Origin of the sequence: Paenibacillus sp. G2S3, from assembly GCF_030123105.1 — a bacterium.
Taxonomy (GTDB): domain Bacteria; phylum Bacillota; class Bacilli; order Paenibacillales; family Paenibacillaceae; genus Paenibacillus_AQ.
Genome location: NZ_CP126095.1, coordinates 546,393 through 565,529, shown reverse-complemented (window position 1 = coordinate 565,529; position 19,137 = coordinate 546,393). Strand labels below are relative to the sequence as shown.

At 45.0% G+C, this 19,137-nt stretch carries 17 protein-coding genes; 6 read left to right on the top strand and 11 right to left on the bottom strand.

Features of this window, described 5'->3' with window-relative positions:
- Positions 1 to 8: 8 nt before the first annotated feature.
- From QNH28_RS02525 to QNH28_RS02515, 3 genes are read right to left on the bottom strand one after another with little or no spacing between them, the layout of a single operon-like run.
- On the bottom strand, positions 9 to 311 hold the full coding sequence (locus QNH28_RS02525) for a hypothetical protein (RefSeq protein ID WP_042184527.1): 303 nt from the start codon (positions 309 to 311) through the stop codon (positions 9 to 11).
- Between the two features lie 22 nt (positions 312 to 333).
- Positions 334 to 1,152: a TrmB family transcriptional regulator gene (locus tag QNH28_RS02520; protein WP_283910029.1), complete on the bottom strand. Its 819-nt coding sequence runs from the start codon at positions 1,150 to 1,152 to the stop codon at positions 334 to 336.
- A 33-nt stretch (positions 1,153 to 1,185) separates the two neighbouring features.
- Positions 1,186 to 1,968, bottom strand: coding sequence for a zinc ribbon domain-containing protein (locus QNH28_RS02515; RefSeq protein WP_283910028.1), 783 nt, complete (start codon positions 1,966 to 1,968; stop codon positions 1,186 to 1,188).
- 305 nt (positions 1,969 to 2,273) lie between these two features.
- Here QNH28_RS02515 and QNH28_RS02510 point away from each other — a divergent pair, with 305 nt between their 5' ends.
- Positions 2,274 to 2,948, top strand: coding sequence for a GTP pyrophosphokinase (locus tag QNH28_RS02510; RefSeq protein WP_283912031.1), 675 nt, complete (start codon positions 2,274 to 2,276; stop codon positions 2,946 to 2,948).
- 50 nt (positions 2,949 to 2,998) lie between these two features.
- Here the strand turns inward: QNH28_RS02510 and QNH28_RS02505 are convergent, their stop codons facing one another.
- The gene (locus QNH28_RS02505; protein WP_283910027.1) at positions 2,999 to 3,802 is read right to left on the bottom strand and encodes a hypothetical protein; all 804 of its coding nucleotides are present in this window, start codon (positions 3,800 to 3,802) and stop codon (positions 2,999 to 3,001) included.
- A gap of 32 nt (positions 3,803 to 3,834) precedes the next feature.
- On the bottom strand, positions 3,835 to 6,921 hold the full coding sequence (locus QNH28_RS02500; protein WP_283910026.1) for a DEAD/DEAH box helicase: 3,087 nt from the start codon (positions 6,919 to 6,921) through the stop codon (positions 3,835 to 3,837).
- Positions 6,922 to 7,421: 500 nt separating this feature from the next.
- Between QNH28_RS02500 and QNH28_RS02495 the strand changes: the two genes are divergently transcribed.
- On the top strand, positions 7,422 to 8,198 hold the full coding sequence (locus QNH28_RS02495; protein ID WP_283910025.1) for a TspO/MBR family protein: 777 nt from the start codon (positions 7,422 to 7,424) through the stop codon (positions 8,196 to 8,198).
- An 83-nt stretch (positions 8,199 to 8,281) separates the two neighbouring features.
- Here QNH28_RS02495 and QNH28_RS02490 read toward each other — a convergent pair whose 3' ends face one another.
- The 5 genes from QNH28_RS02490 to QNH28_RS02470 all read right to left on the bottom strand — a co-directional run bounded on the left by QNH28_RS02490 (position 8,282) and on the right by QNH28_RS02470 (position 12,646).
- Positions 8,282 to 8,662, bottom strand: a complete 381-nt coding sequence (locus QNH28_RS02490) for a RidA family protein (RefSeq protein ID WP_076285938.1) — start codon at positions 8,660 to 8,662, stop codon at positions 8,282 to 8,284.
- 93 nt (positions 8,663 to 8,755) lie between these two features.
- Positions 8,756 to 9,421, bottom strand: coding sequence for an oxidoreductase (locus QNH28_RS02485; RefSeq protein WP_283910024.1), 666 nt, complete (start codon positions 9,419 to 9,421; stop codon positions 8,756 to 8,758).
- Positions 9,422 to 9,440: 19 nt separating this feature from the next.
- Positions 9,441 to 10,715 carry an MFS transporter gene (locus QNH28_RS02480; protein ID WP_481858348.1) on the bottom strand — a complete coding sequence of 425 codons (1,275 nt, stop codon included), beginning with the start codon at positions 10,713 to 10,715 and terminating at the stop codon, positions 9,441 to 9,443.
- Between the two features lie 95 nt (positions 10,716 to 10,810).
- The gene (locus QNH28_RS02475) at positions 10,811 to 12,223 is read right to left on the bottom strand and encodes an ATP-binding protein (protein ID WP_283910023.1); all 1,413 of its coding nucleotides are present in this window, start codon (positions 12,221 to 12,223) and stop codon (positions 10,811 to 10,813) included.
- Positions 12,224 to 12,442: 219 nt separating this feature from the next.
- Positions 12,443 to 12,646, bottom strand: coding sequence for a CsbD family protein (locus QNH28_RS02470; RefSeq protein ID WP_042184513.1), 204 nt, complete (start codon positions 12,644 to 12,646; stop codon positions 12,443 to 12,445).
- A gap of 459 nt (positions 12,647 to 13,105) precedes the next feature.
- Here QNH28_RS02470 and QNH28_RS02465 point away from each other — a divergent pair, with 459 nt between their 5' ends.
- From QNH28_RS02465 to QNH28_RS02450, 4 genes are all read left to right on the top strand, one after another.
- Positions 13,106 to 13,996, top strand: a complete 891-nt coding sequence (locus tag QNH28_RS02465) for an FMN-binding protein (RefSeq protein WP_283910022.1) — start codon at positions 13,106 to 13,108, stop codon at positions 13,994 to 13,996.
- A 48-nt stretch (positions 13,997 to 14,044) separates the two neighbouring features.
- Positions 14,045 to 15,925, top strand: coding sequence for an FAD-dependent oxidoreductase (locus QNH28_RS02460; RefSeq protein ID WP_283910021.1), 1,881 nt, complete (start codon positions 14,045 to 14,047; stop codon positions 15,923 to 15,925).
- A gap of 245 nt (positions 15,926 to 16,170) precedes the next feature.
- Complete coding sequence (locus QNH28_RS02455; RefSeq protein ID WP_042184507.1) at positions 16,171 to 16,620, top strand: hypothetical protein; 450 nt, start codon at positions 16,171 to 16,173, stop codon at positions 16,618 to 16,620.
- Between the two features lie 17 nt (positions 16,621 to 16,637).
- A complete protein-coding gene (locus QNH28_RS02450; protein ID WP_283910020.1) occupies positions 16,638 to 17,618 on the top strand; it encodes a polyprenyl synthetase family protein in 981 nt (326 codons plus the stop codon).
- Between the two features lie 607 nt (positions 17,619 to 18,225).
- Here QNH28_RS02450 and QNH28_RS02445 read toward each other — a convergent pair.
- Positions 18,226 to 19,110, bottom strand: a complete 885-nt coding sequence (locus QNH28_RS02445; protein ID WP_076300130.1) for a UbiA-like polyprenyltransferase — start codon at positions 19,108 to 19,110, stop codon at positions 18,226 to 18,228.
- Positions 19,111 to 19,137 lie beyond the last annotated feature (27 nt).

Sequence of the window (19,137 nt, the reverse complement as noted above, 5' to 3'; positions counted from 1 at the left end):
TCCCCACTTTATAGACCTGTCGGTTTTTGTGGCAATAAATTTCCAACGATAGATTTTAAATTATGATCATCTTTGCTCTTTTCTTGCCCGTTATCATAACCCGTAATTCGAATCTCCACGAAATCGCCCGGATTTACCGGCTTAAAGATCAATTTCTCGCGATCTTCCAGTCTCACGTTAAATTTCATGTCCTTGAACATTTCAACTAGCTCTGCTTCTCCGGGACTTGCGCCCTTATCCAGAAACAGCAGTCCACGCAATTTCTTAGGACCATCCTCATGCACCACTTCAAAATGTACGATACATTCCATGCTTTTCACCTCCCTGTAATAGCTACTGCGCCTGTTCTTCCCCACCATCGCCTGGATCATGCATCACATATTTGCTGTGAATTTTGCTGTAACGTTCACCATAACGCGCTTCTAATTCTGCGCCCATATCCTGCTCCAGCTCGAACAGTACCATTTCCTGCGTAAAATGATTCAATAGCAGATCTACTAACACCGGGTGCTCGGTTACAACCGCTTGCGCCGATCCATCTTCATAGCGCATCCCGAGCATACACCAGCTCCGATCGATCACGAATGAGAACTTCCGTCCATCTGTTCGCTGTGAATCTCTTCCAAGAGGCGGCCATACCGGAAAAGAGCCAGGAGCAGCATTGCCTCCGTCAAACGCCCATAAGAGTCGAACGCCACGCAGTTCAGCCTGTTCAAGTTCACTCCGCAGAAGTGACGCTTCCTCGCGCCACATATCCACTACGATCTCCTGCTCAGCCATATTAAGTTGGCGAATAAGAGCGCCCAATACATTTCGGTCACCTTCCACATTATAAAACGAAGGGCTAACCGGTCCCCCGCGGGGCATCTCACTTTCCATATAAGTCAGTGAAGCTTGAACCCGTCCCGAGATCATGGTCGCTAGCTCCTCTGGATTGAGAACACTGTACCGCGCAGGTTCTCCTTCGCCACATCGTACATATCCCTGCTGCGTAAGGCGTTGTAGCGCCGCATACACATTCGATCTTGAAACTCCGAGCTGTTTGGCAACCTCATAGCCAGAAGCCTGACCTTTTGTCGCAAGCTCGACCATAATTTTGGACTCCATCTCCGTGAAGCCCAGATTGCGCAGGTGCAGCAGCAGCTGTTCCATCTTGTTGTCCCCCTAAGCTGACTGAAATCCGTACTATATTTGCTCTGACCCACATCGCGGACACCATAAGGAGCCCTTAGGTAATTCATTCCGACAGATTTGGCACTGGATCATATCTCGTACACCATTGTCCTCAGTGACCGCAGATTCCTCCTGATGCTCATTCTTGTGCCATTCTCCGAAGCGACGGTCTAGTTCAAGTTGTCTTTTTCTTTCCCGTTCCAGCTGCTCGGCTTGTTTACGTTCCCGCTCAATATCTTGTTCGCTCGCCTTATATTCTTCGAGTGGCAGCTCATCATCCATATGCTGAACTTCAGCATATACAACACTCTGCGGATGCAGCTTCATTGCAATTTCCTTCTCTTCATCCGTAAGCTCATCTGCGCCATAATATTGATCCTCTTCATCTTCATTCACAGATTGAACAAATACCGGTGTAGAAGGCACCTTTCTCGAAGCGGACAATGGTTCCAGCTTACTTCCGCATTTCGGACAAAAGTTTGCATCAAGCGCCACAATATGACCACATGAACATAGCCGCTCATTTTTCAGCTCAGCAATTCGTGTACGCAGGACTTCGATTTTTTCCTGAAGCTTAGAACAGTTACGGGACAGCTCCACCATTTTACCTTCAGCTACCGACATATCCTTTGAACGATATCCTTCATAAAAAAGTCTGCCCATTTTCGTAAATTCAACTTCCATCTCTTGTTCAACATCGGAAATAAGTCCGTTCAGCTTGCCGATCTCTACTGAGTTTTGGGCTTTTTCGGTAACCCGGCTCGCGCTATCTTTAATTTTTTTGATAAAACTCATTACAGTTCCTCCCTCTCCAGCGATACGTGTTTCTATCATACCAAATGTATCGAGTAGATTCATTAATGTGCTTTAATACGCGATTTAGAGGAGAATGTTCCTATAAAACCCATACTAATTGATTTATGCCACTCTGCTCTTACACTTATGGATTATATTTCCTGATTTTGAATGTAATTTTGCGTCAGGGGTTCTACATCGGTTAAAATAGAATTATCACAAATAACGAAATCGGGAGAGTTTCAGTGGAAGAACATGAGAGCACACAGCTTACGCTTAGTCAGCTACAGGTACACGTAAAGGATCTGCAACAGTGGCAAGGTAACAGCAACGAGGATTTCGCCAAACTGGTTAACGAGTTCGAAGCCTTACCGGCACTCTATCGCCACGCGTTAAATGATCTTCAGAATAAAATCGATGTGATCAAGACAGAATGGCAATCCCGCGACGGCTTCAGTCCCATCGAACATGTCAAATGCCGGATCAAAGAACCCAAGAGTATTCTTCAAAAGATGGAGCGCAAAGGCTACGGTTTCAGCTTGGAAAATATGGAGCAATACATTCACGATATTGCCGGAATGCGGATTGTATGTGCCTTCGTTAAAGATATATACCGTTTAGTAGATCATCTTAGTACACGCGAAGACATCCGCGTGCTTGAGATTAAAGATTATATAGCTCATCCTAAACCAAACGGATATCAAAGCCTCCATCTTATAGTGGGAATCCCACTCGTCCTGCTGGAAGGAACACGCTGGGTTAAGGCTGAGATACAGCTGCGAACCCTGGCTATGGACTTTTGGGCAAGCATGGAACATATTCTGTATTATAAATTCGATAAACAGCTTCCTTCACATGTCGCTGAGGAACTGAAAGAAGCCGCACGCGCCGCTGATGAACTAGATCAAAAAATGCTGCGTCTTCGCCGCGAGATTCTAGAACTTTCCGAGGGTGATTCTCCCTCCAGTGGACAGCATTAGAATAACTAAAAGCCGCATTCTCAACAGAGATGCGGCTTTCGTATGTCCAACTACTGCTTAATCAGGCCCTTATTCGCCCGACGCGCAGCTGCCTCTGCAACACGTTGCATAATTAAAGTTAGTCCCTCAATGGCTTTTGGTGTCTGAGGCAGCAACGTTCCCCAGTCTTCTGTAACTTCAGCTACTACCACCGGCGAAGGAAACGGTCTCGCCGCGATCTCATGGAATTGCGGGCCAGGCTGATGTAGCGAACCTTCTGCAGCCGCTTCTGCCAGCCATTCTCCAGAGGAAATGGCCGGACCCTTGCGTTCAAGCCGAGCCAATTCCGTAGAAAGATCACTAACCGAGACTTCTTCTTCCTCTGTCTCAGCTTCGTCGCTAGAAATACCCCCTTCAGCCCAAAGGGCAAAAATTCCGTCCAAAAGCTCTCCTTTAGTAAATCCTCTCAGCGAAAGTGCCAGCAGTGGCTCTTCAGCAAGACGTTCTTTAATAAGCTTCAGAGTCTCCGCCTTATGCTCCACACCCTCACCCTCAAAAAGGGCTTGCTCCAGCTCACTATCCGTAGGTAGAAGCTCAAGCTCTGCCAGCTCGCCCGTCAAACGCCCTTGCAGCAAGGCAAATACTTCCCCCGGACTTAGTGCCAAACTTCGTAATATTTCTTTTCTTCGGGCAGCATGCCATACCGGAACCTTCAGAGAGAGAGGTTGATCCGCTTGTTGTTCCTGAGCAGGAGCACTGGCGTTCCATTCACCCTTTGACCGTGACCCTCCCGTCACTTTCTCAGGTAGCACCGTCCATGCTGCTTTTACTAATCCAGGCACAACTTCCAGTCGCATCTCTAACCGTTCACTCATTGTTTGATCCCTCCGTAACACTCATATCTGTCTTACATCCAGTCCTGATCCTGCAGTTCAATCAGTTCCTTCAGCTCATGATTAGACATCTCAGTCAACCATGTTTCTCCAGAGCCAACAACCTGCTCGGAAAGATTTTTCTTGCGCTCAATCAATTCATCGATACGTTCTTCCAACGTACCTTGGCAAATCAGCTTATGGACTTGAACATTTTTATCCTGACCAATTCGGAATGCCCGGTCTGTGGCCTGATTCTCAACTGCCGGATTCCACCAACGGTCGTAATGGATCACGTGATTAGCCCTTGTAAGGTTCAAACCTACGCCACCCGCTTTAAGAGAAAGTACAAAGAAGGACGGGCCCTTCCCCTCTTGAAAATCATGAACCATCTCGTCGCGCTCTCGTTTTGGAATTCCGCCGTGCAAGAAGAGCGGCGCGGTTCCATAACGCTTAGTCAGCTTGCTAACCAAGAGCTCGCCCATCGCTACATATTGAGTAAAAATCAACACAGATTCTCCGACCTCCGCAATGCTGTCCAGAATCTCGAACATGACCTCCATTTTACCGGAATGCTCACTTCGTGGACCCCGGCCTTCTTCTTTGCGGAATAGCTGAGGATGATTACAAATCTGCTTCAGCTTCGTTAGAGAAGACAATACGAGTCCTCTGCGAGCCATCCCACTGCTCTCTCCGATCACACCAAGCATTTCATCCACGACACCCTGATACAGGGCCGCCTGTGTTTCCGTCAACGGGCAATAAGACTTCAGCTCCAGCTTCTCCGGTAAATCTTTAGAGATATCCGGATCACTCTTCAGGCGCCGCAACAAGAAAGGGGACACCAAGCGATGTAATTCCTTCAATCGTTCCCCGCCCTCACCAGACACATAACGCTGCCGGAAGGAATGATAGGTTCCTAAATAGCCCGGGTTTAAAAAGTGAAAAATAGACCATAACTCGCCTAGTCTGTTCTCTACTGGAGTCCCTGTCATAGCTATGCGATGCGGCGCTGATAGCTTCATCACACTTTGCGCCTGTTTCGTCCGGTGATTCTTAATATACTGAGCTTCATCCAGCACTACAGTGGACCAGTGAACATTCGCTAAATCCTCGCTGTCACGACCCGCTAAGTGATAGGTCGTCAATACAATATCATGACTGGCAGCCAGCTCTAAAAAGCTGTCCCCCCGCACACGGCGTCCACCATGATGAATGTGAACTTTAAGCGAAGGCGCAAAGCGCTGCAATTCACGCTGCCAGTTCCCCAGAAGTGATGTTGGACATAGAATCAGCACGGGCTCCTGCTTCTCTTCAAGTGGAGCACTTAATGCCCGATCCAGCAGACAGGTAATGACCTGAACCGTCTTACCGAGACCCATGTCATCGGCCAGACACACCCCAAAGCCCAGACCACTAAGGACTGAAAGCCACTGATAACCGCGCTCCTGATAAGGTCTTAGGGTTCCATGCAGACCTTCTGGCACAGGACGGACTGGAAGATTACGCAATACGTCACCCCGCATCAGCGATGACAGTAGTCCGGATGTTTCCATCCCCGTGACCGACATCCCTTTCCAGAGCCGTTCTTCCCCATCCTCAGCCTCTAGCCGCATCCAATCGGCTGCGGTCATTTCCCCATTTTCGTGGCGTTTCATATATCTAAGAACCTGGCGAATTTCTTTAGGGTCTATCTCAATCCATTCCCCACGGAAACGAACAAAAGGTACACCAGCTTCCACTAATGCGTTCAGTTCTTCTTCGCTGATTGTACTCTCCCCAAGTGAAGCTTCAATGCGGAATGAAATCAGCTCTTCCATCCCAAGAGCCACAGGTGCAGGACTATCAATTCCACTAACGGTCGGCTGCATTTTCATCTTCATGCCAATCCGGCGGCGTCCCTCACGGCTCCAGCGTGATGGCATTTGCACGGTTATTCCCCGCTCACGCAGCTGCTGCACCGTCTCCTTCAAAAAGAAATAAAGACGTTCTGGCTCCAAATCCGCTCCCGTAGGTGCAGGCTTATCCAGAGCGCGTTGAATATCTGGTGAGATTCTTGCTGCTCGCCCCAGCGCTATAAGAAGCTGCTGCTGTATATTACGATAGCGTTTCCCCCATAACGTAAACTCTCGTTCTTTACTGCTCCAAATGGATTTTGCCGGAATCCAGAATTCCCCTTCTTCCTTGTTCTCCGCCCAGAAGGTTAACCGCCAGATTTCGTCATTGTCTCCAGGTGGCTCCAGACGTAGCCCAAGACCTAGCTGTCCACTCCGCGCTTCTTCAGGTTCTGATTGCGGAACATCACTACCAGCTGTTTCATTCACGGTGGCCAGAAGATCTGTCACCTCTGCTTGCGTTCCCTGCACGGGTATATCCCGGCTACCTGTAAGAAGACTATTCCACCATAGCTCAGTTAAAGGGGAGTATCCGCGGCGATAATTAGCTTTGAAAGGTGTAAGTTCACTCTCAATACCCGCAATCACTTTTTTTATCTCCGCAGTCATTACCGCCTGCATAAAGGAGTACAGCACATAGGCACCAGCCTCTTCCCGCGAGGATAAATCCCCCGCCTCAGCGATATGCGTCCCTAGGGCCAATACCGGCATGGAAGCCGCCAGCTGCAGAAAGATCTCCTTATCCTCCTGCTTTCGAAAAGCTGGAGACCAGCAAACCGTCGCTGCCTGTTCACCACCACGACGCCGCGAACCTACCGGACGTGGGGGCAAGGCTCCTGGCGTAATTCCCCCTGTACCCATCAGCTCCAGCGCAAAACGAGCTGCCGCCGCCCAATAGCGCAATTCGCCACCAGGCTCCACTCCCTGATCTCGGCATAACGTCTCATCCCATGCCAGAAGCAGTTCAAATGCATCGCTAGGGACTAAGGCGAGCCCTTCGAATGTTCGTCCGGGCAATCCACGGCGTGCTGGCTTCCCCTCTACAGGAGGAGCCGGATATTTCACTTCTGCCAGCCGCAGAGCAGCACTCGCAAAAGGGCGCACTCCTCCCCGCAGCTCCAGCCGCTTCACCACTCGGGTCCAAGCGTCAACCTTCGGCTCCGAAGTTTCGCCAGAGAAGCAAAATAACACATCCCCCAACCATATTGCATAAAGATGCTTAGTCATCGGTGATCTCCTGTCTTTTAAGCAAGCAAAAAAAGAACCAGTCCGCCACCATCGGGTGGTAACTGCAACCTTTTCCACGAGAAATAAATTTTGAAGCTATACAAGTAGAAGTAGTTTCTCCATCCTTTTAGAGATGAGATACACTCCTGTAAGAAATATAAGGATAAAGAACTAGGATAAAACTAATCTGCTCTTGAATCTTCATCTCTTCATCTTATACGAAAAAGCGCTGATTTAAAAACGTTTCTGCATATTTTCTGTAGATTTTTGTGCAAATAAAGTTGAAGTACATAGAAACACCCACGAATTTGGTTCATTTCAGCTTATTTTTAATCAAAGATTCTACCCTTCATCGTAAAATACCCTGTACCACTGCCATGTTATCCATGAACATTATGACTCACTAGTCACTTCTTTTCTGTTTATAGTCTTAATTGTGCCGAAAGCGGGTATATTCTAAGTAGGAATTGCCCTATTAAAAAAGCTAGGGAGTGAATTCTTTGAGACGTTATAATCCTTATAAGTGGTGGAATCTTTTGTTCTTTTTAGGTGTGATTATCGTGAATGTGCTCTCGGTAACCTTGCCATTAGGTGGTCACAGCACCGGTGAAATCTCCGACAAATATCATACCTACTTGACCCCTGCTGGTTACGCATTCTCCATCTGGTCAGTGATTTATCTACTGTTAGCCGGCTTCGTTATTTATCAATTCCGCTCTTATACAGCCTCTAGAGATTCTGTACGGAAGATTCAGTTTTGGTTTGTTCTGAGCTGTATTTTTAATATGAGCTGGCTCTTCCTCTGGCAATATTTATACATTGAGCTCTCTCTGGTTGCTATGGTGCTCATGTTAATCACACTGATTGTCATTTATCGAAAAACACGCCTGATCGCAAATCCTACTTCAGGTGAGAATTGGCTGATGAAGCTACCCTTCAGTATATACCTTGGCTGGATCTCTGTGGCCACTATCGTGAACGTCAGCGTTGTTCTAGAGAAGAATCATTGGGAAGGCTGGGGTCTTAGCGGTAGCACTTGGGCCGTTATCATGCTCTGCGTGGGAACCCTGCTTGCGGTTGTGGTCAGCTATCCTTACCGAGATAGCATCTATCCACTGGTATTCGTATGGGCTTTCATCGCAATTGCCTTGGAACACAAAGAGACCAACAATGTCTATATAACTGGGATGATTACAGCAGGCCTCCTGCTGCTCTACAGCATCTGGCTACTGCTTACACCACGTCGTAGTAGGTACAACAGATACAGAAGTTACTGATCCTAATATAAAAATAGCAGGCTAAGGTTATCCACCTTAGCCTGCCATTGTTTAAAATAATAAAAGTGCAAAAGGATAACTCCTTATTTCTTACGAGCTACCGCTTCAATCTCAACAAGTCCGTCTTTAGGCAGACGTGCAACCTCAATAGCACTGCGAGCAGGATAAGGTTCTTTAAAGAAGGTGCTATAAACCTCATTAACGGCCGCGAAATCATTCATATCCTTTAAGAATACGGTTGTCTTTACTACATGATCTAGCGTTGCACCAGCTTCTTCAAGAATGGCTTGTACATTGTTAAGCGCTTGACGCGCTTGTTCTTGTACGCCCTCAGCCAAATTACCCGTTTCCGGATTCAGGCCAAGTTGTCCTGAAGTGTAAACCCAGCTCCCCGTGGTTATAGCTTGACTATAAGGACCGATTGCTCCGGGTGCTTTGGTTGTAGCTACTTGTTTTTTACTCATTTTATTACCCCTCTCCATTATGCGCTGATTATTTATTGCTTATTGTAAGTCCTGTTCTCATCTTAATGCAAATTTATTAGAGCCCCAGAGAGCTTAGCGTTTCCCAATCACATGTATTACTTCATTCATATAAATATGTAATCCATGGGTATCCGCAGACGCAATGTTAACCATAGCTTTTGCGACTGTCGTGCCAGGTATGGCACGGTATTTAGCCGCCTTACCCACCATTACAAAATCCAGCGCTTTCATCAAACTAGCTCCGATTCTCTCCCCTAATCTGAATTCTTCACGTTGTCCCAGTAGCAAGGAAGGACGAAATATATGCAAACCTTGAAATCCAATAGCGGTTAAACCTTCTTCCGCTTTTCCCTTAGTCCTACTGTAGAAATTACTCGACTTCGCATTTGCCCCTATAGAAGAGACGACCAAAAACTGTTTAACACCCTGTTCTCTCGCTATGGCTGCAGCATCAAGCGGATAGTTTAGATCGACTCGCTCAAACTTTTCTTGTGAACCCGCCTTTTTTATCGTAGTCCCCAAACAACAGAAGATGGAATGTACCCCTTCGAACGACTCTGTATAGTTTCTTAGGTTCTCCCAATCTACAACGATTTGTTTAAGCTTAGGATGTTCTATAGCTAACGGTGTCCGTACAAGCACCCTCACTTCTTCCCAGCCATCACGATTTAACAATTCCTCCGTAACTGCTTTGCCTACCAATCCGGTGGCACCTAATACCATCGCTATCCTTAACAAGGAATAACCCCCTTTACTTCTATTCGTCCTTTAGAATACGACGACCTAGCAGAAACGCAAGTGCAATCATCAGCGTCCCTACCACTAGCTGCATACCGTATACCTGAGTCCATTGCGGCCAGTGCGCAATTTTTTCATAGAGCTGACCGCCAATAAGCGGGCCAAAAAAGGATGATAAACCCGTAAGCGCCGCATATGTGGCCATATACATCGGACGTTCTTTTTTCGGCGTGTCTCCAATAATAAAATTAAAGGCCAGCTGGTTGAAACCGCCTACACCAACACCAAAAACGATATGGGCCGCAAATAACACCAGCAGCATCGGCATCACAGACAAGAGTCCCCACATCAATGAAGACAACGCAATAATCGGTAAAGTAAAGAACAACAGTCGCTTGTTGCTGTATTTCGCATTTAGATTACCCCAAACGTAGAAGCTAGCCATCATAAACACGGTCTGGGACACATTAAGCAATGACAACGTTTCATAATTAATATGAAGTAACTGCAACATGACATAAGAGTATAGCGGAACCGTTAGGTTCTGCAACAACAGCCAGGCAGCCAGAAACAAGGTTGACTTCATAAATAATGTATCTTTAAGCGGTTTCTTAAACATGGGCAAAAATTTATGCTCTTCTGATTTCTCGAACGGTACATCCGGATAAAAAAAGAATACTACGACATTCGATATCGAGAAGATCCATACAACAATATATAGAATCAGAAAACCATGACCCCCGGGATAACGGTCCAGAATAATACCTCCGCCATACATAACCAAACTTCCAAGTGCATTCAGGACAGTATTACGAATCCCAAAATAACGTCCACGTACCCGTGCTGGAACTAGATCGCTGATCACAGAGCTCCACAGCACACCACCAGCAGTATTGGCAATAAAAGCAGTAGTGTATAAGGCAATAAATGCGATAACCCAATATTCTTTAGGAAAAATAAACGGTATCAGTCCCGTAGAACCCCAAAGTATCCTATGCAGTCCGATAAAAGTAACCATGGCCCATTTGCGACTTGGCAACTTCTGAATCAGAAAAGCTACACCAATCTGCGCCACATTAACCAATGTAGTAAGCGCTAGCACAAATCCGATTTGACTAGAGGTGGCTCCTAAATATAGTAGGAATCCTGTTAGGAACTGCCCTTGCAGCAATACCTGAAAAATAGTTGACGGTACACCCTCCAACGTAGCTATACGCAAATTTCTGCGATGTACTGAGGGTTTACGAGCACGTTTTGAAACCGTAACCTTATGCTTATTATCCATGTTGTCCATAGAGGCAGTAACACTCCTTTGATGCGGCATTGGCTTCATTCTACTCCGCATCAATCTACTGTCAATACGCCAAATCACCAAATAATATTGGAGCTTTACTCACTATCCATTTCAAGGGGCAGATAAAGCGAAAATCGACTTCCCTTCCCTTCCTTGCTCTCCATAGAAATGAACCCGCCGAGCAATCTGGCCAAGTCATTACTAATAGAAAGTCCTAGTCCTGTTCCACCATATTTCCGGCTAGTCGTTCTGTCTGCCTGTTGAAAGGCTTCAAAGATCATGACATGCTTCTCCGGTGCGATTCCTATGCCACTATCCTCCACATCAAATACAAGCCAATGTTGCACGGCATCCCCTTCCCCACATTCCTGCTCGTGGATATGCAGCGATACGTAACCTGTTTTTGTAAATTTAAAAGCATTTGAGAGCAAATTACGCAAAATCTGCTGCACTCGATGTGGATCGGAATGAATCATTGGAGGGACATTCTCATCCATGGAGATATTAAAATTCAGTCCTTTTTGTTTGGCCGTTACAGTGAACTGCATTGCCAGCAAATCTGGGATCTCGCTAACATTTAATTCTTCATTTATAATATCTAATCGACCTGCCTCAACCTTGGATAAATCCAGAATATCGCTGATGATCATCAATAACTCATCACCCGAACGATGGATAATGGCTGCATATTCTCTTATTTCTGCTTCAGTAAGCGAATCATCATTTTCTTCAATTAACTGCGATAAATTAATGATGCTATTCAGTGGAGTTCTAAGCTCATGTGACATGTTGGCAAGAAATTCGGACTTGAATTGGGACGCCATCATTAATTGATTAGCACGTTCTTCAAGCACAAGCTTATTCTTATGTAATTCTTCTGTCTGAGCAGACAACTGTTCGTTAGCATGCTGGATTTGCTCATTCCTTAGAAGACCGAGTTGAAAATCACGGATAATTAATGAGAACAATATGCTTAAAATTAACCCTGCAGGGAACGTAATTGGCATGATCTCTCTTATGTACTCTTCCACAGGGATAACGCCTAACACCATAATGTTTATGGCATTCATTAGATTTACGATCAGAATAACGATCAGACCTTGTTTCACAATACCGAGGGTTGAGCGTCTGACCCAATAGCTAAGCGCCGCACAAATAGCCCCCAAAATAAATAAATTAATCATTCCTGCAACCGCTGCCTCATTCACCCCAAAAGTTAACCTTGTAAGTCCCGTTCCTATACCGATCAATATAAGTGTGATGGGTCTAGGATACGCCAGCGTCGAGATGATTAGGGGTACAAACCGCAAATCAAAGATCACATGGTCGTCCAGATTATAACCAAAAAGAATACTGATCCAACCAGCAAAGATCGCCAGGATCACCCAGCTTGTCTTCTTTATTCCTACAGTTGTATTTGAAATTGTATGTTTATATATCAGATTAGCCAAATAGGCCACAGCTATAAGAATTGCGGTATTCCCGAAAAATATTTTAAGATACCCCATAGATTCGCTCCCACTTGCACAAGATAAATTACAGATTTCATCTCATAATACTATCATATTAGTGCGCTGACTTCATGAATCCGTATTTCTGCATTCACACAAAGCCTAAGCCTCCATTCAATACAACATCTAACCACCAATCATCGCATAAGAAGAGCGCAAATCAGATGCGATTTGCGCTCTTCTTATGGACTTTTATATAAATCTTATTAGTGCGAATTAATCGCGATAGGAACGTCCCCAGCTTTGGTACTCTTTCTCAGCGTCTTCTTTCGAATGGCCATAACGCTCTTGTAGTTTTCCTACCAATTTATCCTTTTCACCATCAATCACATCAAGATCGTCATCTGTAAGCTTGCCCCATTGTTTTTTAGCCTCGCCTTTGAGCTGCTTCCATTTTCCTTTAAACACATTGTTGTCCATTATATGCTCATCTCCTTAGCTTTAAGTAGGGTAGGATTATTATCCTGTGTTATCTATACTTTACCCTTCCTTATTCGCGATGAATCTTTGCTTTTTCCAAGGGATTATCAAACCAGGTCGTATTCTGTCACATAATAGTCTTTAAAATAGGTATTCAAATCTCTTAAAATTTGATATAATGAATATATAAATTAAATATTTAATTTTTTAAGTGATTTTTTTCACAATACTTTACCTGCTTCGTGTGCTAGAATGCCATCGGAGATAAAACAACATCATTAAATTTTTTTCTAATCCACACCGATATATGTCATGACACTGTTACAAACCGGTATTAGTCCATGAAATAAAAGTGACAAATATCATTTATAAAGTGATTTTTATCACTTCGCTCCACTATTAAAATGTTTTACATTTTAATATATATATTTTAAACTATATTTTTGGAGGTCATTTGAAATGAAAAAAGCTTCTGTTATCTTGTCGAGCGCACTTATCCTTGGATTGCTCGCAGGTTGTGGTAACAACACAGACAACACCGCAGCCCCTACTAACGCACCTGCTGAAACAACTGCTCCTGCAACAAATTCCGGTAACACTGGAACTGAAGCCGGTCAGTACAAAGACGGAACTTACTACGCTACTGCTGATGTTGACGCTAAAACTGGCTGGCAATATTTCGCACTTCTAACTGTAGAAGGTGGAAAGATCACTAAGGCTGACTGGGATGCTTTTAACGTAAACACTGCTGGCGACTTGAAGAAAAAACTTTCTGAAGATGGTAAATATGGCATGAAAGCTGGCGGTGCTTCTTCTGAATGGCACGAGCAGGCAGCAAAAGCTGAAGCTTTCCTGATTGAAAAACAAGATCCAGCAGCTATAACTTTAGACGCTGAGGGGAAAACTGATGCTATCTCTGGTGTATCTGTACACGTATCTGACTTTGTGAAAGCTGCTCAAGCTGCTCTGGCTGCTGGACCTGTTGAAGCTGGTCAATACAAAGACGGAGGCTACCATGCTGAAGGCGAAATGGATAAAGACTCCGGTTGGAAATCCACTGTGGACTTGACTGTTGCTAACGGTAATATCGTTGCTGTTAAATTCAGCGGTGTAAATGCTGCTGGCGACGACAAGAAACAATTCTCCGTCGATGGTAAGTATGGTATGAAGGCTGGCGGTGCTTCCGCTGAATGGCATGAAGAGATCGCAAAAGTTGAGCAATACTTCCTTGAAAAAGGTACTGCTCCAGAACTTACAGCTGAAGGTAAAACTGATGCAATTTCCGGCGTGAGTATTCATGTTGGTGAATATTTTACACTTGCTGAAAAAGCACTCGAAGGCGCGAAATAATTTCGCATAACCTTCTGCAGTTAATCAGACGAATGAGGTGAATTTCTTTTGAAAAAAATAGTCATTTTGGGCGGCGGCTACGGCGGCGTACTTACGGCTAAGAAACTGGCAAAGAAATTTAAGAAAAACAAAGATGTTGAAATCACACTGATCGACCGGAATCCATATCACACTCTATTGACTGAGCTGCATGAGGTTGCCGCGAACCGTGCACCAGAGGATTCAATCAAGATCGATCTAAAGAAAATCTTTGCTGGTCTTAAAGTGAATGTTGTTCTTGACGAAATCAGCAATATTGATTTCAAAGGTAAGAAACTTAAATCCAATAAAACTACCTATGCGTACGATTACCTTGTAATCGGAACAGGTAGCAAACCAACCTTCTTCGGCATTCCAGGTGCAGAAGAGAATACCTTTTCCTTCTGGTCTTACGATGATGCGGTAGCATTGAAACGTCAAATCCGCGACATGTATACCAAAGCCGCTATGGAGAAAAATCCAACTGTACGCCGTGCAATGCTAACTTTCGTTATCATTGGTGCCGGCTTTACAGGTGTCGAGCTTGTTGGGGAAATGGCTGAGCAACGCGAGGAATTGTGCAAGGAGTTCTATATCGACCCATCCGAAGTAAGATTGATTGTGGCTGATATGGCTCCGAAGATTCTGCCTATCCTTCCAGATAAGCTGATTCAAAAAGCTGAAGCTCACCTTCGCAAACTGAACGTGGAAATTGTTACAGGCGCCAAGATCACTGAAGTAGGCGAAGGTAGTGTTGCCCTTGGTGAGAAAAACGTTGTCGCTTCACAAACCATCGTTTGGACTGCAGGTGTTGAAGGTTCTGAAGTCGTTGGTGGACTTGAAGTACAACAACAAGGACGCAAACGTATTGTTACGAATGAGAACCTTGAAAGTGTAGATCATAAGAACGTATATGTAGTAGGGGACAATATTTTCTTCATTCCTGAAGGTGAAACTCGTCCTGTACCACAAATGGTTGAGAATGCTGAACAAGCAGCTCCGATCGTTGCTGGTAACATTGCAGCTGACATTCAAAACACTGCTAAAAAAGCTTACAAACCAGGCTTCCACGGTACCATGGTGTCCATCGGTAGCCGCTACGGGGTAGCAAACGTTGGTCTGCCAGGCAAGTTCTTTATGCTTACTGGCTTCATGGCAATGCTATCCAAACACTTTATCAATATGTTCTACCTGTCTCAGGTTGTCGGCTTCAATAAAGTATGGACTTACATGATGCATGAGTTCTTCCATGTTGAGAACCGAAAGAGTTTCTTGGGCGGACACTTCTCCAAGCGTTCACCTAACTTCTGGCTCGTTCCGCTTCGCATGCTGCTTGGTGGAATGTGGTTATATGAAGGTATTGATAAGCTACGGAAAATTTGGGAAGATCCGAACAAGATATTCCTAATTCCTGCCGCTCCTTTTGCAACGGATGCTTCATCAGCAGCCAGTGTAGCGGTGGATGCAGTTAAAACAACAGTAGATGCACAATCTGCAGCTTCAGCAGTATCCACTGCAAAAGAAGCGGTTGAAGCATTACCAGTTCCTGGTTTTGTGTATAATATTACAAATTGGTTCATGGATTTGATGTTCTACAACAACGACGGAAGTTATACTTTCCTCGCGAAATGGTTCCAAATCGGTATGGTATGTGCAGAAATCGTGTTCGGTATTATGCTCATCGTTGGCCTATTCACAGCTATTGCTTCTATAGCGACGATAGCCATGTCCGTCATGATCTGGTCGACCAAAATGGCTTCTACAGAAATGTTATGGTATGTTGGCGCGGGTATCGCCTGCATCGGCGGATCGGGCAGCACGTTTGGCCTAGATTACTATGTACTTCCTTGGCTTAAGAAACATTGGAAGAGAATTCCGATCGTCAGACGCTGGTATCTTTACACCGACTGATTATTAAGTCCTGAATTCGTGTAATTTATTTCAAAACAAATATGTAGATTATATGTCAGTAAAGCTAAATATGGATGTACTTCAGAGTAATGTGTCCCTAGGACACATTACTCTCCTTATTTACAAGAAGAAAATAATCTTCCTAATATCAGGAAATGGTGAATTTATTCTTTAATGAATGGTTTTGTAGGGATGATCAAGGGTATGGTTGCTTCCGGCAAAACCGACAAGAAGGAGAGAATCTTGTGAACAAACAACTCATAGAAGATACCCTCCGGTTGTTGCATACTGAAATGTCACCTATTGCCGGAATTGAGCTTAATCCCTCTCCGGCTGCATGTGAGCAGCTAATCTCGGTACTAGAACGCCATGATCTGGAATACAACCGCAAAGTCAATTTGCTGGGTATTTACACTATTCTCACTTTGGCAGCTGAGCGCCATATGGAATGTATCCCACATCATCCCGACCTTACACGCAACATTTTGGATGGAGATTATTTGTATAGCTTTTACCTTCAGTTTGCGGTGAAATGCCGTGAGCTCGACCTAGTTGCTTATCTAGCTCCTTCGATCAAAAAAATGCAAATTAGACGGTCAAATGGAGACTTCGCGGAACATGATCCAGCGGCTGGAATCGAACAGTTCTTGATTCAAGAGTGCAGACAGCGTAGTCGCACAAGCAAAGCCATTTGACAGGTGGGATCTATAAGATGAAGCTGCATGAGTCCTTAAACATAGACATAAATGAAATTAATCGTGAAATTGTAAATCTTGTGGCACGTGATAAGGATGTTCCTAAGAAATCTCAACTCGGGCAGAGTGTTCTTGAGCTTATAAATTCTGGAGGTAAACGCCTCCGTCCTCTTATGGTCATTGTTGGCAGTCGCTTTGGCCGAAAGGATACGGGTCGAAGAGCGCTTCAATTAGCTGCTGCCGCTGAATTTATTCATGTTGCCTCATTAATTCATGATGATATCATTGACGATTCTGAGTTACGGCGGGGCAAACCCGCCCTACATACTAAGACGGGCACACTATCAGCTGTGCATATTGGCAATTATATGTCCGCCCGGGTTATCGAACTGCTAAGCAAATATACCGGAGACAAAAACAAATATGTTCATGACTTATCTTCTGTAGCTACCGCTCAGCTCTGCCTAGGTGAGTATCAGCAAATGGAACATGCCTTTGATTATGAAATTACAATGGACCAGTATCTGGAGAAGTCCTTAAACAAAACGGCTCTTCTTATGGCTACCTGCTTACGTGTGGGTGCATTATCCACTGAAAGCTCAGAGGAAGTCGCCAACCTTCTGTATACCTTTGGTGAAGCCTTAGGGATGTCATTTCAAATACAAGATGACCTGCTGGATTTCACTCAGTCCGAGGCTGTACTGGGTAAGCCAGCTGGCAGCGATCTGCGCCATGGTCAGGTTACCCTGCCAGTGCTTTATGCATTACAGGATCCAAAGCTTTCGCCTGTGATTCGTGCAATCGGCCCTGATTCTTCCGACGCCGAGGTAGCATATGTACTCGCCCTTATTAAAAAAAGCGATGCCCTAGCTCGCGCCGAACAGTTCAGTCAGAACTACCTGGATAAGGCTGGAGCGATTGTTCAGCAGCTTTCCTCCTATCCGGCGCATGCCGACCTGGATACGCTACTGCAATATTTTGCCGACCGTGATCGCTAAGGACCTGCTCTCGGAGCAATCAAAAACGGATACCACCCATTTACTTGGGTTGGTATCCGTTTTTTTGTGTGCTTGCTAAACAAGCCGAACGTAGCGCAGCGCCCGCGAGCGTGTTTAGCTCTCGGAGATTCTAAAAACTTGAATTTGTATGGTTTATAGACTAATCAGCCAATTTAGAGGGAGACTTTCCCTATAACAAGATCGAAAGTCACTTAAGCTCGGAAATATAGGGAGTTTTCCCCTATAAGTCTACCTTAGATTAGTTCAGCCCTCTCACACTGCTCTCCCCCCCTCGCAGATGCCCACAAAAACAAAAAAGGAAAGCCGCGTAGCCAGCTTCCGATCCCATTGCCTCCCCCCTTTTGGGTAGGCTATTGTCTTTTGTTGTTAGCTTGGAGGTTAGGACGGAACGGAGTGGAATTTTGGAACTGTAGAAGCGTAGCGCTCGCCCGAAAGCTTTCCGTAGGAAAGCTCACTTCGAAAGCATACGCTATTCTCGGATTTCTACCGCAAATAGCGGTTCAAATCAAAGAAATCCGAGAATAACAGCGATCGAAAGTCCAACATTCCACGCAGTGCTGCTTCCTAACCACCGCCTTATTGCTCCCTAGCTAACATAAAAAAAATCAATCAGTGTACACAATAAAATCACTATGCTGATCACCTGATTCAAATTATAAGAAGCCACCTTCATCAGCTTACGATTCGATGGTTTTATAATCTTATGCTCGGTCATCAGGAGCAGCGTCGCAATGCCAATCCCCACCAGATACATCCAGCCGAGATCCCGCCATAAATATAAGAACAATAGCAGCATAATCATGATGAAATGTAGACCTTTTGCAATGCGCAGGGCATTCTCCAGTCCAAAGAAACTAGGAATAGACCATAGACCATGACGCCGATCAAAGTCGATATCCTGCGTGCCGTAAATAATATCAAAGCCGGCAATCCAAAGCATAACCACCGTTCCGATAACAAACGGTGTAAATGCGATATTTCCGGTTACAGCGAACCATGCACCAATCGGTGCAGAAGCAATAACAAACCCTAAATATAAATGGCTGAGAAAAGTAAACCGCTTCGTGTAAGAATAGGTTGATATCAATACGATCGCCACTGGTGACAAGATCAAGCAGAGCAAATTAAGCATGCCTGAAGCCACAATGAAAATGGCATAGTTGACAATAACAAAGACAACAACTTCTTTTTCCGCCAGTAAGCGTTGAGGCAGATGTCGATGTGCCGTACGAGGATTCTGTTCATCGAACGTACGGTCCGCCAGCCGATTGAATGCATTTGCGCCATTACGGGCACCTATCAACGCAATCAATCCCCAGATCATCACATGTCCCGATGGCCAGCCCCCTGCAGCCCATACCATCGATATAATAGCAAATGGTAGCGAAAAAAGCGTATGAGAGAACATTACCAATTCGCTGAACATTTTTAGTTTTAGACCTGCAGTTTTACATATGTTTAGAATCGCCATTCGTGCATTCCTCTTTCTTCACTACTG

Excerpts from the sequence above, each read along its gene's own strand:
- QNH28_RS02520 (WP_283910029.1), bottom strand. The coding sequence starts at position 1,152 with ATGGAACAGCTGCTGCTGCACCTGCGCAATCTGGGCTTCACGGAGATG.
- QNH28_RS02490 (WP_076285938.1), bottom strand. The coding sequence starts at position 8,662 with ATGAGTAAAAAACAAGTAGCTACAACCAAAGCACCCGGAGCAATCGGT.
- QNH28_RS02445 (WP_076300130.1), bottom strand. The coding sequence starts at position 19,110 with ATGGCGATTCTAAACATATGTAAAACTGCAGGTCTAAAACTAAAAATG.
- QNH28_RS02480 (WP_481858348.1), bottom strand. The coding sequence starts at position 10,715 with ATGGACAACATGGATAATAAGCATAAGGTTACGGTTTCAAAACGTGCT.
- QNH28_RS02465 (WP_283910022.1), top strand. The coding sequence starts at position 13,106 with ATGAAAAAAGCTTCTGTTATCTTGTCGAGCGCACTTATCCTTGGATTG.
- QNH28_RS02475 (WP_283910023.1), bottom strand. The coding sequence starts at position 12,223 with ATGGGGTATCTTAAAATATTTTTCGGGAATACCGCAATTCTTATAGCT.
- QNH28_RS02525 (WP_042184527.1), bottom strand. The coding sequence starts at position 311 with ATGGAATGTATCGTACATTTTGAAGTGGTGCATGAGGATGGTCCTAAG.
- QNH28_RS02450 (WP_283910020.1), top strand. The coding sequence starts at position 16,638 with ATGAAGCTGCATGAGTCCTTAAACATAGACATAAATGAAATTAATCGT.
- QNH28_RS02505 (WP_283910027.1), bottom strand. The coding sequence starts at position 3,802 with ATGAGTGAACGGTTAGAGATGCGACTGGAAGTTGTGCCTGGATTAGTA.
- QNH28_RS02515 (WP_283910028.1), bottom strand. The coding sequence starts at position 1,968 with ATGAGTTTTATCAAAAAAATTAAAGATAGCGCGAGCCGGGTTACCGAA.
- QNH28_RS02470 (WP_042184513.1), bottom strand. The coding sequence starts at position 12,646 with ATGGACAACAATGTGTTTAAAGGAAAATGGAAGCAGCTCAAAGGCGAG.
- QNH28_RS02500 (WP_283910026.1), bottom strand. The coding sequence starts at position 6,921 with ATGACTAAGCATCTTTATGCAATATGGTTGGGGGATGTGTTATTTTGC.